Below are 13,407 nucleotides of genomic sequence, written 5' to 3' on the forward strand. Positions count from 1 at the left end.
CGGGAGAACGCAATGACTCAAACGGGTCAATCAATAGTCGATCTGGCCCGCGCTGCCAGCGTATGCTCATGCGCACTTCCTGACTGAGCTTGCGCAATGAGCACGATGCAACACGCCTGGCTGGGCCACTACGAAGTCAGCAGCACCGTCTGCACCGGCCTGACCTTCGCCCGCCACAGCCATGACGAATGTGTGATCGGCGTAAACCTGGTCGGCGAGGAAAAAGTCTGGCTGGACCGCCGGGAGTTCGACGCTGGGCCGGGCAGCATTACCCTGTACAACCCTGGGCAGATTCAAGGCGGTGGTGCGGCGGATGGCGCACCGTGGCAGTTCGTCAGCCTTTATGTCACTGCGGATCAATTAGCAGCGGACCTGGGCCTGGCGCATCTGGAGTTTGATCGCTCGTTATGTGTTCAACCACTGCTCGCGCAACGCCTGGCAGCGGCGGTGAAAGGCGCGTTGTGCGCTGATTCGCTGGTCCGTGACCTGAATGAAGACGCCATGGTCGTGATGCTCGGTGAGGTGGTTGCCATGAGCGGCGTACGCCTGCCCGGCAGTACGGCGACAGGCAAAGCCATGGTCCTGCGTGCCCAGGAGTTGCTGGCCGAGCACCTGCATCACTCGCTGCCCTTGGACCACCTCGGCGACGAGTTGGGGCTGTCCAAATTCCACCTGCTACGGGCCTTCCAAAAAGAGACCGGACTCAGCCCTCGCCAGTGGGCCATGCAACTGCGCACCCGCCGTGCGAAGGGGTTGTTGCGTAACGGCGCCGCCGCGTCGGACGTCGCCCAGGACCTGGGGTTCGCCGACCAGAGCCACCTCAATCGGCATTTTCGCGCGGCGTACGGCATGACTCCGGGTCGTTACCAGAGCGCAGTGAAACGCTGAGCAGAGCAATCTGGTTCAAGACAACCTTCGCCCCGCGCTTCACACTGCCCTCCTCATTTGAAGGATCGCGGGCATGCTGACAATCTTTTTCTACGCGCTGGTATTCGGTTTTGTGTTTTGCCTGTCCCCTGGCGCCGTGTTGGCGGAGACCTTGCGACGAGGCTTGCTGCACGGCTTTACCCCTGCGCTGATGGTGCAGATCGGCTCGCTGGTCGGTGATGCTGTCTGGGCCGTTATCGGCCTGACGGGCATTGCCCTGCTTATCCAGCATGACGCCGTGCGTGTGCCGCTGACCGTTGTCTGCGCTCTGTACCTGGCGTGGCTCGGCGTACGCAGCCTGATCGATGCGTGGCAGTTACCAGAAGCCGGCAACGCACCGGCCAGTTCCGGACAGAATGCCTTGGCGGTGGGCGCGGCGATTTCCCTGGCTAATCCGAAAAACATTGTTTACTGGGGCGCGCTGGGCAGTGCGTTGTCCGGCATCGTCGGCGCCACGCCCAGCCATGGGCAAACCCTGATGTTTTTTGCCGGCTTCATGCTGGCATCGGTGTTGTCCTGCTTTCTGATCGCAGCGCTGGTGAACCTGTTGCGCAAGAATGCTTCGCCCCTGTGGCAACGTATCAGTTATGGCACCTGCGGGTTGGTATTGATCTATCTGGCGATTCTCGCGGCACGAGGTATATGAAGTTATATATCGCGTAACTTCCAGCGCCTCTCGCCTGAATAAACTCTGAACACTGGGTAATTTAATTAATCATGCGTTGACATTTTGTAAGCGCCTGAGTAGATTGCCCCTGCCCGCAACTGGGGCCTTTTTTAAACCTCACAAAAGAAGCCAATGGACACAGTATCTAGTCGCTGTCCGAGCACCGCGTTTGCGGGCGTCGGGCGCCAAACCCAGAATATGACAGGACTCGCCTCCCCGGTCCGGTAAGCTGCGCTAGAGCTTGATGCTCCACCGTAACTGCCTCGCCGGATGCCCGTCCGGTCCCGAGGTGTGTTATGACCTTCCAACTCCTTGTTTTGCCTGATGTACGCACGCTAGCCGCAGCCCTGCGCGCCAAGCTGTGCCGGGCGCCCGCAGGCTTTGCCCCGGCCCGCCCGACCTTTGTTGCACCCTCCCCTCAAGTGTATCCAGCGCGCCCGCTGGCGCACTGGCGTATCTGCCCGCAAAGCGGCCAATTGGTGCAGCAGTGGGACCACGCCGACCCTCAAGACCCTCAGAGACCGAAGGTTTCCAGCCTGGAGCAAGCCAGCTTGATGCTCGGTCTGTATGTGAGCGCCCGCGCCGCCTGAGCTGGCTGGAAACAGCAACTTTCTTATTAATACTCTGGAGTTCTTTATGGACTTATCCAGTCGTAGCCCGCTGCGTGTTAGTTAACTAACACGCTGTTGGCGGGCGCTGTAGAAATGATGTGAATACTTTATTTAAACCGATCGCCAAGTTGGCGGCCCGGCATGCTGTTGCTCGCCTGTAATCAGGTAAGTACCGGTATGTTTTGTCGAGCGCCGGCGACAGGAGTACAAACAATGAGCGCCGTAAAAAACACGCCACTGAACAAGAAAAAAGGCATCGACGAAGGCACCAGACTGTCGATGCGTGCCGCCCGCGAAGCCCACAACGGCCTGCAAGCCACCCTCGCCAACGTCCGTGCCACCCAGGATGGCCTGACCGAACTGGACGCCTCTGCCCGCCTGCAACGGGAAGGCTATAACGAAGTTGCCCACGACAAGCCGCCCCATGCACTCATCCAGTTCCTGCACGCACTGAACAACCCGTTCATCTACGTACTACTGACCCTGGGCGCCATCAGCTTCTTTACCGATTGCTGGCTGCCGATGCAGGCAGGTGAAGACGCTGACCCGACCAAAGTCATCATTATCATGACCATGGTCCTGCTCAGCAGCCTGCTGCGCTTCTGGCAGGAGCACCGCTCGGCCAAATCCGCCGAGGCCTTGAAAGCCATGGTCCGCACCACCGCTACCGTGCTGCGCCGTGAGCAGGTGGGCAGCCAACCGACCCTGCGCGAAGTGCCGATGCGCGACCTGGTGGCCGGCGATATTGTGCAGCTTTCGGCCGGTGACATGATCCCCGCCGACATCCGCCTGATCGAATCCCGCGATCTGTTTATCAGCCAGGCCGTGCTCACCGGCGAAGCCTTGCCGGTGGAGAAGTACGACACCCTGGGCGACGTCACGCAAAAATCCGCCGGCCCGGTGAGCGCCGATCAAGGCAACCTGCTGGACCTGCCAAACATTTGTTTCATGGGTACCAACGTGGTCAGCGGCCGGGCCAGGGCCGTGGTGGTGGCCACCGGAGCGCGTACGTATTTCGGCTCCCTGGCCAAGGCGATTGTTGGCTCACGGGTGCAGACCGCGTTCGACCGTGGAGTGAACAGCGTCAGCTGGTTGTTGATCCGGTTCATGCTGGTGATGGTGCCGATCGTGTTCTTCCTCAACGGTTTCTCCAAAGGTGACTGGGGCGACGCCTTCCTGTTTGCCCTGGCGGTGGCCGTGGGCCTCACCCCGGAAATGCTGCCGATGATCGTCAGCGCCAACCTGGCCAAGGGCGCCACGGCCATGGCCAAGCGCAAAGTGGTGGTCAAGCGCTTGAATGCGATCCAGAACTTCGGCTCCATGGATGTGTTGTGCACCGACAAGACCGGCACCCTGACCCAGGACAAAATCATCCTCGAACATCACGTCAACGCCTTTGGCCAACGCGATGATGCCGTGCTGTCCCTGGCCTGGCTCAACAGCTATCACCAGAGCGGCATGAAGAACCTGATGGATCAGGCAGTGGTGCAGTTTTCAGAGCAGAATCCGAAATTCCAGGTGCCGTTCGCCTACAGCAAGGTCGATGAATTGCCCTTCGACTTCGTCCGCCGTCGCCTGTCCATCGTGGTCAAGGACGCGGCCGACGACCATCTGCTGGTGTGCAAAGGCGCGGTGGAAGAGATGCTCGGCATTGCCACCCATGTGCTGGACGCCGGCGCCGCCGTGCCATTGGATGAACGCCGCCGCGAGGAACTGCTGGCGATTGCCAACGATTACAACGAAGACGGCTTTCGGGTGCTGGTGGTGGCGACTCGCACGATCCCCAAGGCGCTGGCACGCCAGCAGTACACCACCGGCGATGAACGCAACCTGGTGATCCAGGGGTTCCTGACCTTCCTCGATCCACCCAAGGAAACCGCCGGCCCTGCGATTGCTGCACTGCAACAGATCGGCGTAGCGGTCAAAGTGCTGACCGGCGACAACGCGGTGGTCACCAGCAAGATCTGCCGTCAGGTCGGCCTTGAGCCCGGCCGGCCGCTGCTGGGGGTGGAGATCGAATTGATGGACGACGCCAGCCTGGCACGTCACGTTGAAGAACGTACGGTGTTCGCCAAGCTCACGCCGCTGCAGAAGTCCCGTGTGCTCAAGGCCCTGCAAGCCAACGGCCACACCGTGGGTTTTCTCGGTGACGGCATCAACGATGCCCCGGCCCTGCGCGATGCCGACGTCGGCATCTCGGTGGACAGCGGCACCGACATCGCCAAGGAATCCGCCGACATCATCCTCCTAGAAAAGAGCCTGATGGTGCTGGAAGAAGGCGTGCTCAAGGGCCGCGAAACCTTCGGCAATATCATGAAGTACCTGAACATGACCGCCAGCTCCAACTTCGGCAATGTGTTCTCGGTGCTGGTGGCCAGTGCCTTCATCCCCTTCATGCCGATGCTGGCAATCCACTTGCTGCTGCAAAACCTGATGTACGACATCTCCCAGTTGGCGTTGCCGTGGGACAAGATGGACAAGGAATACCTGGCCCAGCCACGCAAGTGGGATGCGAAAAACATCGGCCGTTTCATGCTGTGGATCGGGCCGACCTCGTCGATCTTCGACATCACCACCTTTGCGCTGATGTGGTACGTGTTCGCCGCCAACAGCGTCGAGATGCAGACTCTGTTCCAGTCCGGCTGGTTTATCGAAGGCCTGCTTTCGCAAACCCTCGTGGTGCATATGTTGCGCACCCGCAAGATCCCGTTCTTCCAGAGCACAGCCGCCTGGCCGGTGTTGATGATGACCTGCGTGGTGATCGTGCTGGGGATCTACGTGCCGTTCTCGCCTCTGGGTACCCTGGTGGGCTTGCAACCGCTGCCGCTGGCGTACTTCCCATGGCTGGTGGGCACCTTGGTCAGCTACTGCTGCGTGGCCCAACTGATGAAAACGATCTACATCCGCCGCTTCAAGCAGTGGTACTGATCACCCCTGCCGTTTAAACGGCGGCGGTCGCCGGGCCGCCGCCGTGCCTCACAAGGAACCGGACTATGCGCATCTTGATCTGTGCAGGTCGTCATTACGCCGACACCAAGAAGTCCCGCCACGTGCTGGACGCTTACCACCGCCTGCACCCGGTGCAGGTATTGATCCACGGCGGCAACCAGTTCCTCGGCAGTGACATCGAGGAATGGGCCCGGGAAATCGGGATCGACGTAGTGCGTTACCCGCCCAACTGGCAACGCCATGGCAAGCAGGCCGAACGCCAGCGCAATCACTTCATGCTGACCGACAGCCGCCCCGATGTGGTCATCGCCCTGCCGGGTGGTGAGGACACATCGGAGCTGGTCTGCCAAGCCAAAGCCAGCGGCATTTCGGTGCTGACTGTAGAAAGCTGAACTCAAGCGAGGTGCATCATGCACACCCCACACACTCCCAAACGCCCTGACGGGTTTGCCAAATACCGTGCGCGTCACGGCCGTAATGTGCGCCACAGCTTGCTGCTGTTGCCGCCGGCTAAACGCCGTGCATTGCGGCATAACTTAATGTTTATCGGCCTGACGCTGGGCTTTATTTTGCTCATCGCCGTGATATCCAAGGCCAATGCGGCTGGCGGCGCCTATGTGGTCGATGACGGTGCTATCAACGCGCCAGGCGAATGCAACGTAGACGCCTGGTACAGCGCTTATCGCCACGACGGCAGCAGCCACAGCGAAACACTGTCGCCGGCCTGTACGTTCAGTGCGATGCCTGCGGTGCAATGGGGCGCAGCACTGTCACGTGCCAGCGGCGAAAGCCAGCTCAGCCCGCAACTCAAGGCCCAGGTGCTGTCACGGGATGATCTTGGGCTGCAGCTGGCGATTGCCGGCGGCGCGCACTTTGCCCAGGACCGCAGGCATGCGTATGACGGCGCGGATTTCAACGTCCCCCTGACGTGGCAGCCGCTGGCGCCGCTGCGCCTGAATCTGAATGCCGGCTGGACCCATGCCTATAACGACGGCGATGAAAAACACCGCCTGACCTGGGGCACCGGTTTTGAGTATCAGCCGGTACCGATGCTGACGCTGATCGCCGAGCGTTATGGTCAGGCCGGCGGCGACCAGGCATGGCAGGCTGGGCCACGCTTGCATCTCGGGACATACGTCGATGTGGACGTTGTGGTTGGGCGCAGCCTGATCGGCGAGCGTGAACAATGGTTGACGACCGGCGCTACGTTGCGGTTCTAGGCCTTGGCCTGTTGCTCCAGACGCAGCTGGCAATCAAGGCGCGCAACACTGCATGGCTGTGGGCCTCGGCTTCGGGGCCATCAAACTGGTCGACTGTCTGGAAGGACGCGTTGGCGTAGTATTGGCGTTCAACAACCATAGCCCGCCGCTGCCGGAACACCATGACCGCCGCCGAGCGGGCGCGCAGCCAACCAGGGAACACCCGTGAACCGAATCGAGCAGATCGCACTGATGGCGACCTATAACCAGTGGATGAACCGCAAGGTCTATGAGGCCGCCGCCAAGCTTTCAGATGCGCAGTTACGCGCGGATCGCCAGGCTTTTTTCGGCTCGATCCTGGGCACACTCAACCACCTGGTGCTGGGTGATACGGTCTGGCTCAAGCGCTTCGCCCAACACCCTGCAGGCTCTACCGCGCTGGCCCCCTTGGCGGCCCTTGCCATGCCTGTCGATCTCATGCACCTGGCCTTCGCCGACCTGAGCGCACTGGCGGCGCGCCGCACCTGGCTGGACCAACTGATCATCGACTGGGCCAACCTGTTGCGCGAGCCCGACCTCGACCTACGCCTGCACTACCACAACATGCGTGGCGTTGCCGCCGACAAGCCGTTTGCCAGCCTCCTGCTGCACTTCTTCAACCATCAGACCCACCATCGGGGCCAGGCGACGACCCTGCTGACTCAAGCCGGGGTGGATGTCGGCGACACGGACCTGCTGGCATTGATCGATTGACGTCAACGGGCACTGAACACGGCGTAGGCCTGCATCAAACGCGGGAAGTCCTGGGGTTCAGGCAGTTGCGCAAAGCTTTCGACCGCCGGGGTCGTGGCCCAGGGCAGTTTTTCGCTGGTCCAGGTTTCCATGAACGGCACATACTCGCTGGCGTTATCCAGCAAGGTCGCACGCACATTGACGAACTCATCAATGCCATGGGGGCGAGTAAACAGCCAGCTCATGCAATGTGGGCACATATAATGACGGTCCACCCCTTGCAGGCCACCGGTCACCGGGCAGCCCTGGGTCACGGTGAAGGCGCTGGCCGGGATCAACGCACTGAGGGAGAACGCGCTGGAGGTCATTTTCTGACACCCCGTGCAATGGCAGGCCATGGTGATCACAGGCGCCTCACTCACACTGAAACGCACACGATTACAACGGCAACTGCCTTCTTGGGGCGGGGTCTGGACACTCATCACTCATTCCTTTTTATGATTAGGGGAGTGGCAGGGTAGCGTCCAGGTTTGGCCTTGAACAGGTTGGCGCCATAAACGAACGTTTGCGGATACGGCGCGTCAACCGATGCATTGACGGGCTGCCAAGGTGGCATATCGCTAAGGCTGTTTGGTATGAGTCTTGTTCCCAAGCCGTGGGAATCCTCTGAATTTTCTCTTAAAGCCTCCGTAGATCACTGATCTTTCGAGCTTTTTCACCCTGGCCCGCGCACAACAAAGCTGCTGTGCGGCCTTGCGCATACGCGCCTGGATCTATATATTCCCAACCCTGCTGCATCGCGCTACCGCCCGAATGGCGAAACTGGTAGACGCATGGGACTTAAAATCCCCCGCTCGTAAGGGCGTCCCGGTTCGATTCCGGGTTCGGGCACCAAGGATATCAAGGGCTTGCCGGGGAAACCTGGGCAGGCCCTTATCTTTTCTGTTCCGCAATTCCCTTCCCCCGGCGTCCTGCCGACGAACACCACTCCCAAACCTTTCACGTCTCGACTGCTCTATGTGCATATAGCGTTTGAGTTTTCCCACTCCGCCGCCCGGGCATGGCCCGGCAAGGAATGCCGTATGACCAATGAACACCTGATGGGCCGACCAATAGTGCGGTAGCTCAGACAGGCTTTAGGCTGCTTTCAGTCGTCGAGATCCGTCAGCTCGCACATTCGCTCTCCTACCATTCCACGCAACCACGCCCCATGAAACTCAATATTTTCGAGAGAAGTACCGTCCCCTAGACGATACCCAAAAACCTTGCCCTTCGCTCCGCGATACGCGACGTGAAAATGTCCATCATGAGCAAACGAATTCATCACATAAGGGCAAATGTAGATGATTTCGCTAAACGGGACGCGTACTTCGATGGGGCTTCGACAACGGCGGGTTATGGTGAGGGTCAGCAGTTGCTGATTTCCGTCGAACGTGAAGGCCTGCACTTGAGGCTCAGAGACAACCCAAGCAAAGAACGCACCAATGAGCACTGCACTGGCCAGCATTAACAGAATGAAGGATGACGCTGTGAGGCCTTCACCATGGTTAGGCTGCACACCATGAATGACGTCCGGCCCTGTGAAAAGGAACGTCGCAAGACCGTAGCCCGGCAAAAGCAGAAGCAGCGCAAGAGAGAATCCAAAAACACCCATACCATTGCTTCCGATAATTGGTATTTCGGGGCCGTAATACCAAATAGGCGGGTGGGCAGTACTTACCTTGCCAGCATTTGTTGCTGTGGCGTTAGCTGGACTTTGATGATTCATTTGGCCGTCTCCAAGGATGACAGCGCAGACGTTACCACTACTGCTGGACAGTCTGGAAACGGATCACGGGCCCTTCTCGTCGCGCTCCGCACTTCGATTACTCGCGTCACCACGCAATAACCTTCCCCTTCAAAGTCATCCACATCATCAAGACAGCGCGACCCACTGCGCGCGGCGGAAGGTAGGTATGGATATTCATTTTCTGTCGCACGAGGAGGTTTGCACACTCACAGGCGCAAAAACGAAAACCGGCCAGGTGCAAGTGCTAAAGCGGAACGGGATTCGCCACCCCATCAAGCGCAGCGGTTGGCCTTGCGTTATCGCCAACGCCTTAACCCAGACTGAATTTTTTCAACCGGCGCTGTGTCGGCAACCACATGGCCTTTGCGGCAACATCCTTAAGGTTCCCAACTTTGGGTCGATAGCCTGTCGAACGTATCAACCACAGTTGGAAAACAGGAATCCCGAATGCGCCTTAGAAACCTCAACGTAGCACCACGCGCCGCTCTGTTTTTCGCGCTGATTATTGCGTTGGTATTTGTGCTCGGCGCATTTGCAGTTGTGCAAATGGGCAAGCTGAGGGACTCCGAAAAAGATGTCGAACTCAACTGGATGGCTAGCATCCGACAAACGGCGTTGATGGATAAAGCGACACTTCGTCTGAGGCTCGAAACACAGCGAGGCCTTGCTGACCCTCAGTCTCTTCAAAAGAATATTGAAAGCTTCCCTGGCTACCGCAAAGCGTTCATCGATGCAGTGGCGAATTATGAGCCTCTGATCGCGAGTGATAAGGAGCGTTCGTTTTATACACCGGTAAAAAACAGCGCCGATGCCTATTCCAAACAACTGGATATTCTCGAACCGTTGATGAGAAAGGGGGACATAGCGGCCGCAGTCAGTCAGGTGAGTAACAACATCCGTCCCCTGACGAATACCATGGAGCAGCAGATCAAGGAGTTGACCACCTTTAACGATGAAGGTGCGGCGAGGGCTGGGCAAAACGCGACCGACTTCTATAACAATGGCTTTTGGCTTGTTGTCGGCCTTATAACGGGCGTGGTCGTCTTGACGGTTGGATTGGCATTATTACTGACGAAAAGTATCACCTCTCCGATTAACGATGCCCTGTCTGTGGCAGAGCGTATCGCGGCCAGTGACCTCTCCAAGGAGGTTTTGGTCAGCGGGACGGATGAGGTCGGGCGACTGTTGAAGGCGCTCGCGCAGATGCAGACAAACCTGCGCACTACAATTATGCAGATTTCCGATTCATCCACCCAACTGGCCTCTGCGTCAGAAGAGATGACAGCGGTAACTGAGGAGTCGAGTCGGGGTCTTGTCGCCCAAAATGACGAGGTCAATCAGGCTGCCACAGCTGTCACGGAAATGAGCGCTGCTGTTGATGAAGTCGCTCGTAACGCGGAGTCAGCTTCAGAAGAGTCAAAGCGCACCCAAGGCTATACCGAGGTAGGTTTGGCCCGAGTGGCGCAGACATTGAGCTCCATTCAAAAGCTGAACGTTAACGTTGAAAACACAAGCGAACAAATTCAAGGTTTGTCAGATCGTGCACAGAGCATCACTAAAGTTGTCGAGGTGATTCGGGCGATTGCAGAACAAACCAACCTTTTGGCTTTGAACGCTGCTATCGAGGCAGCACGCGCAGGCGAGCAAGGCCGTGGGTTTGCGGTAGTTGCTGACGAAGTAAGGGCTTTGGCCCATCGCACCCAGATATCGACTCAAGAAATCGAGCAGATGATCGCTGCCATCCAGAACGACTCTGACCTGGCTGTAAAGGCGATGAACACGAGCAAGGACCTGGCGACCGAATCACTTGGCGTTGCTCAAGAGGCCAGCACCTCGCTGGATCAAATAGCCACGGCCATCGTTCAGATCAATGAGCGTAATCTCCTGATTGCCACGGCCTCTGAAGAGCAGTCGCATGTTGCTCGTGAGGTTGACCGCAATCTGGTCAGTATTCGCGAGCTGGCAACTCAGAGTGCTGCGGGTGCCAGCCAGACAGCCAGTGCGTGTGGCGAAATGTCCAAACTGGCGGTTAACCTGAATCATTTGGTTAACAAATTCGTGGTGTGAAAAAGGGCGATTACTGAAAATCCAAGACTCAAAAGCGCTCTAGGGATGGTCAGAAAATGATCTATCGACTATCCGGCCCCAGGACCAATCAGTGAGCTTTCGATCTGGACGCCCGGCATCATTTGCTGCAACCCTTCGATGAGTTTGTCACCCGCTTCCGTCAAGGCTTCAAGCGGCATCGCCGGCAGACTCTCCAGAATGAACCACATGCTCTTCGCGTCAGCACCGAGACGGGTCCTGACGCCTTGCCGCCAATTCCAGCGACGGCAGGTCACGCCTTTGTCATCGCGCCAGACAACCTCGCCGGCATCCGGATACTCGAAAGCAGGAGCACCCTCTTTCATCGTGTCAAAAGGCTCAGTGCCATCTGCGACTACGAGCCGTGGGGAGCCCACGTAGGCCTCAATGTTTTCCCCTCCAACCGGGATGGCGTACTCGATGCTGATTGCGTTGTAGAGATCGACGATGGGATCCAGGCTAGGCAAGCTGCCGTCACGTAAAACTCGTTTACGCAGCGCTTCAGCTGAACAAGGCGTGCGTTGCGGCTTGGCCCCAAACTTTCGGAATGTCTCAGCCCATGCGGCCAAATGGGCTTCTCCCCAGCTTGGCCCACCCTCCTGCACGGCCTTGCAAGCACGGTCCAGCGCGACCTGAGCCACCTCAGGATGAGCCAGTGGCGCAGCTTCCACCACGATGCTCAGAGCCCTGAACTCCGGCACCAACTGGGCAACGGCGGGATCGATTAACGGCAGTACGGACAGCATCAAAAACCTCCAGGAACCTGAATGTCATTTCATGCTAGTCATTGACGACCAGCAAAGTCAATATAATGACCAATATCATCTACTATAACGGATGATCCGGTTGACGGAGCTGCTGATAAAGGCCGAGAATCCCAGCACATTTTTTCCTCATGACCCTCATCAATGACCACTAATACCAGCCTGTCGACTACCCCTGGCGCTGATGCTCAAGCCGTCAGCCTGGCCGTTGCGCGCACTCTCAAACAGGCGCGCAAAGCGCAGAAGATCACGCTGGATGAGCTTTCCCGCCGCGCTGGCGTGAGCAAAGGAATGGTTGTCGAAATAGAGAAATGTACGGCGAACCCCAGTATCGGCATCCTTTGCAAAATCGCCGCCGCGTTGGGCCTGTCCGTTGCAGACATCGTCAATGTGACCGAAGCCCCATCCGCCCATATCATCGACAGTCAAGACATCCCCACGCTCTGGACCGGGGATCAGGGAGGAACGGCGCGCCTTCTGGCGGGAACCTCCGGCCCGAATATGATCGAGCTGTGGCGTTGGGAAATGCACCCAGGCGAGTCTTTCGCTTCACAGGGGCATCCTCAGGGCACGCTTGAACTGTTTCATGTGGAAAAAGGCACGCTGAAATGTGTGGTAGGGGAAACAGAATTGGTCATTCCTGCGGGGAGTTCGGCCGTCGCCAAAACCGACGTCCCCCATTCCTATTCCAACGCTGGCAGATCCAAGCTGGTATTCACTATGTCTGTGACGGAGATGCACCAGTAGGTACCGGAAGTCCCAGGCAGGTTCACCGAGGCGGGCCAACGTCAATCGTTGGTCGCCCCCCCCTCCCCCCATGCCATGTAGTCACTTCAGTTAAGCCCTTAGCTCACTTCATTCAGCGCCTCGATCTGCTCAGCACACTGCGTACATTTTTGGAGCATCCAAACCCAATATTTTTATTGTCCTAAAAGGGTTTTGGCCCAACGGTTCACAACGGCCGGGCCATCAATTATTGGCTACGCTCGTCGGCTTTTCCTTCCTGCATCTGTACAGAGGACTTGGTACCGCTGGAGTTGTCTTTGGTTGCATTATCGGCGCTGTCAAAGCATCCATGAAGCATGAATACACTGCAAAAGCCCAAGCACATACTCAACTTTTTCATGATCGTTTACCTATTGGCGAGTGAGTCAATACGGCGCGAAATCTCAAAACCGATCGTCGCACCGCGCTAAACCTATTTGATTAATCTGGCCGAGAGAGCAAATCGTATGTTCAAGAAATTCGAGCCATGTCTGACGAGCGGTACCTTCCAGAAAGGGACGTCGCGCAAAGCCATTATCTTGCTAGCATTTACGCCGTGGCATTCTGATCTAGGCTTGTCGTGTTTACGCATTTAATCCGGTGAACCCATGGACACGCTTACCAAAGTTGAGATTGAAACAGCCCTTTGCGCTCGCCTTCCTAACTGCGCAGTCAACTGTGCGTTCAATCCCGACGGCAGCCTTTCGGTGACCGTAACGGCGCACGACGCTGATCAGTTCACCATCGCAAATATCAATCGCGCCCACTATCACGGGGAATCGGGAATCAATAGGCTCATACGGGAAATACTGGAAGAAATGGTCATGTCGAGACAGTCTTCCAGGCGTTCATCTGTAGGGTAATAAACAGGAATTCATATGCCGGACCCTACTGAAGCTCTTTCCCCAATCAGCTTGAG

The 13,407-nt window shown here is 57.7% G+C and carries 13 protein-coding genes, 1 tRNA gene and 2 pseudogenes; 12 read left to right on the forward strand and 4 right to left on the reverse strand.

Features of this window, described 5'->3' with window-relative positions:
• Nucleotides 1-96 precede the first annotated feature (96 nt).
• The 6 genes from DNK50_RS17205 to DNK50_RS17230 all read left to right on the forward strand — a co-directional run bounded on the left by DNK50_RS17205 (nucleotide 97) and on the right by DNK50_RS17230 (nucleotide 6,374).
• Nucleotides 97-888, forward strand: a complete 792-nt coding sequence (locus DNK50_RS17205; protein WP_112195354.1) for an AraC family transcriptional regulator — start codon at nucleotides 97-99, stop codon at nucleotides 886-888.
• A gap of 73 nt (nucleotides 889-961) precedes the next feature.
• Complete coding sequence (locus tag DNK50_RS17210; RefSeq protein WP_112195355.1) at nucleotides 962-1,573, forward strand: LysE family transporter; 612 nt, start codon at nucleotides 962-964, stop codon at nucleotides 1,571-1,573.
• Nucleotides 1,574-1,890: 317 nt separating this feature from the next.
• Complete coding sequence (locus tag DNK50_RS17215; RefSeq protein WP_112195357.1) at nucleotides 1,891-2,184, forward strand: hypothetical protein; 294 nt, start codon at nucleotides 1,891-1,893, stop codon at nucleotides 2,182-2,184.
• Between the two features lie 234 nt (nucleotides 2,185-2,418).
• Nucleotides 2,419-5,133 (forward strand): magnesium-translocating P-type ATPase, encoded by a 2,715-nt coding sequence (gene mgtA, locus DNK50_RS17220; protein ID WP_099583062.1) that lies wholly within the window; start codon nucleotides 2,419-2,421, stop codon nucleotides 5,131-5,133.
• 65 nt (nucleotides 5,134-5,198) lie between these two features.
• Nucleotides 5,199-5,546, forward strand: a complete 348-nt coding sequence (locus DNK50_RS17225) for a DUF2493 domain-containing protein (RefSeq protein ID WP_099583063.1) — start codon at nucleotides 5,199-5,201, stop codon at nucleotides 5,544-5,546.
• Nucleotides 5,547-5,564: 18 nt separating this feature from the next.
• Entirely contained in the window at nucleotides 5,565-6,374 is an 810-nt protein-coding gene (locus DNK50_RS17230) for a hypothetical protein (RefSeq protein WP_099583065.1), read from the forward strand.
• Between the two features lie 25 nt (nucleotides 6,375-6,399).
• Here DNK50_RS17230 and DNK50_RS29215 read toward each other — a convergent pair.
• Nucleotides 6,400-6,477 (reverse strand): annotated as a pseudogene (locus tag DNK50_RS29215) (DUF533 domain-containing protein); the annotation flags it as partial.
• Between the two features lie 101 nt (nucleotides 6,478-6,578).
• On the opposite strand from DNK50_RS29215, the gene DNK50_RS17240 reads away from it, so the two are divergent.
• Nucleotides 6,579-7,106, forward strand: coding sequence for a DinB family protein (locus DNK50_RS17240; RefSeq protein ID WP_112195359.1), 528 nt, complete (start codon nucleotides 6,579-6,581; stop codon nucleotides 7,104-7,106).
• A 2-nt stretch (nucleotides 7,107-7,108) separates the two neighbouring features.
• Here the strand turns inward: DNK50_RS17240 and DNK50_RS17245 are convergent, their stop codons facing one another.
• Complete coding sequence (locus DNK50_RS17245) at nucleotides 7,109-7,567, reverse strand: GFA family protein (RefSeq protein WP_112195361.1); 459 nt, start codon at nucleotides 7,565-7,567, stop codon at nucleotides 7,109-7,111.
• 325 nt (nucleotides 7,568-7,892) lie between these two features.
• Here DNK50_RS17245 and DNK50_RS17250 point away from each other — a divergent pair.
• A tRNA-Leu gene (locus DNK50_RS17250) sits at nucleotides 7,893-7,979 on the forward strand.
• Nucleotides 7,980-8,232: 253 nt separating this feature from the next.
• Here DNK50_RS17250 and DNK50_RS17255 read toward each other — a convergent pair.
• Nucleotides 8,233-8,853, reverse strand: a complete 621-nt coding sequence (locus DNK50_RS17255) for a hypothetical protein (RefSeq protein WP_371929433.1) — start codon at nucleotides 8,851-8,853, stop codon at nucleotides 8,233-8,235.
• 187 nt (nucleotides 8,854-9,040) lie between these two features.
• On the opposite strand from DNK50_RS17255, the pseudogene DNK50_RS17260 reads away from it, so the two are divergent.
• Both DNK50_RS17260 and DNK50_RS17265 read left to right on the forward strand, forming a co-directional pair.
• Nucleotides 9,041-9,190 (forward strand): annotated as a pseudogene (locus tag DNK50_RS17260) (DUF4224 domain-containing protein); the annotation flags it as partial.
• A gap of 194 nt (nucleotides 9,191-9,384) precedes the next feature.
• Nucleotides 9,385-10,941 carry a methyl-accepting chemotaxis protein gene (locus DNK50_RS17265; protein ID WP_371929524.1) on the forward strand — a complete coding sequence of 519 codons (1,557 nt, stop codon included), beginning with the start codon at nucleotides 9,385-9,387 and terminating at the stop codon, nucleotides 10,939-10,941.
• A 68-nt stretch (nucleotides 10,942-11,009) separates the two neighbouring features.
• On the opposite strand, the gene DNK50_RS17270 is transcribed toward DNK50_RS17265, so the two are convergent.
• A complete protein-coding gene (locus tag DNK50_RS17270) occupies nucleotides 11,010-11,705 on the reverse strand; it encodes a B3/4 domain-containing protein (RefSeq protein ID WP_112195365.1) in 696 nt (231 codons plus the stop codon).
• A 162-nt stretch (nucleotides 11,706-11,867) separates the two neighbouring features.
• Here DNK50_RS17270 and DNK50_RS17275 point away from each other — a divergent pair, with 162 nt between their 5' ends.
• The gene (locus tag DNK50_RS17275; protein WP_112195367.1) at nucleotides 11,868-12,470 is read left to right on the forward strand and encodes a helix-turn-helix domain-containing protein; all 603 of its coding nucleotides are present in this window, start codon (nucleotides 11,868-11,870) and stop codon (nucleotides 12,468-12,470) included.
• Between the two features lie 626 nt (nucleotides 12,471-13,096).
• Nucleotides 13,097-13,351, forward strand: a complete 255-nt coding sequence (locus tag DNK50_RS29220; protein WP_099583081.1) for a hypothetical protein — start codon at nucleotides 13,097-13,099, stop codon at nucleotides 13,349-13,351.
• Nucleotides 13,352-13,407 lie beyond the last annotated feature (56 nt).

This window comes from Pseudomonas sp. LG1E9, assembly GCF_003290225.1.
GTDB classification, from domain to species: domain Bacteria; phylum Pseudomonadota; class Gammaproteobacteria; order Pseudomonadales; family Pseudomonadaceae; genus Aquipseudomonas; species Aquipseudomonas cyclaminis.

Coding starts and splice junctions, on each gene's coding strand:
- DNK50_RS17215 (WP_112195357.1), top strand. CDS start 1,891: ATGACCTTCCAACTCCTTGTTTTGCCTGATGTACGCACGCTAGCCGCA.
- mgtA (WP_099583062.1), top strand. CDS start 2,419: ATGAGCGCCGTAAAAAACACGCCACTGAACAAGAAAAAAGGCATCGAC.
- DNK50_RS17270 (WP_112195365.1), bottom strand. CDS start 11,705: ATGCTGTCCGTACTGCCGTTAATCGATCCCGCCGTTGCCCAGTTGGTG.
- DNK50_RS17210 (WP_112195355.1), top strand. CDS start 962: ATGCTGACAATCTTTTTCTACGCGCTGGTATTCGGTTTTGTGTTTTGC.
- DNK50_RS17275 (WP_112195367.1), top strand. CDS start 11,868: ATGACCACTAATACCAGCCTGTCGACTACCCCTGGCGCTGATGCTCAA.
- DNK50_RS17205 (WP_112195354.1), top strand. CDS start 97: ATGAGCACGATGCAACACGCCTGGCTGGGCCACTACGAAGTCAGCAGC.
- DNK50_RS17245 (WP_112195361.1), bottom strand. CDS start 7,567: ATGAGTGTCCAGACCCCGCCCCAAGAAGGCAGTTGCCGTTGTAATCGT.
- DNK50_RS29220 (WP_099583081.1), top strand. CDS start 13,097: ATGGACACGCTTACCAAAGTTGAGATTGAAACAGCCCTTTGCGCTCGC.
- DNK50_RS17230 (WP_099583065.1), top strand. CDS start 5,565: ATGCACACCCCACACACTCCCAAACGCCCTGACGGGTTTGCCAAATAC.
- DNK50_RS17225 (WP_099583063.1), top strand. CDS start 5,199: ATGCGCATCTTGATCTGTGCAGGTCGTCATTACGCCGACACCAAGAAG.
- DNK50_RS17255 (WP_371929433.1), bottom strand. CDS start 8,853: ATGAATCATCAAAGTCCAGCTAACGCCACAGCAACAAATGCTGGCAAG.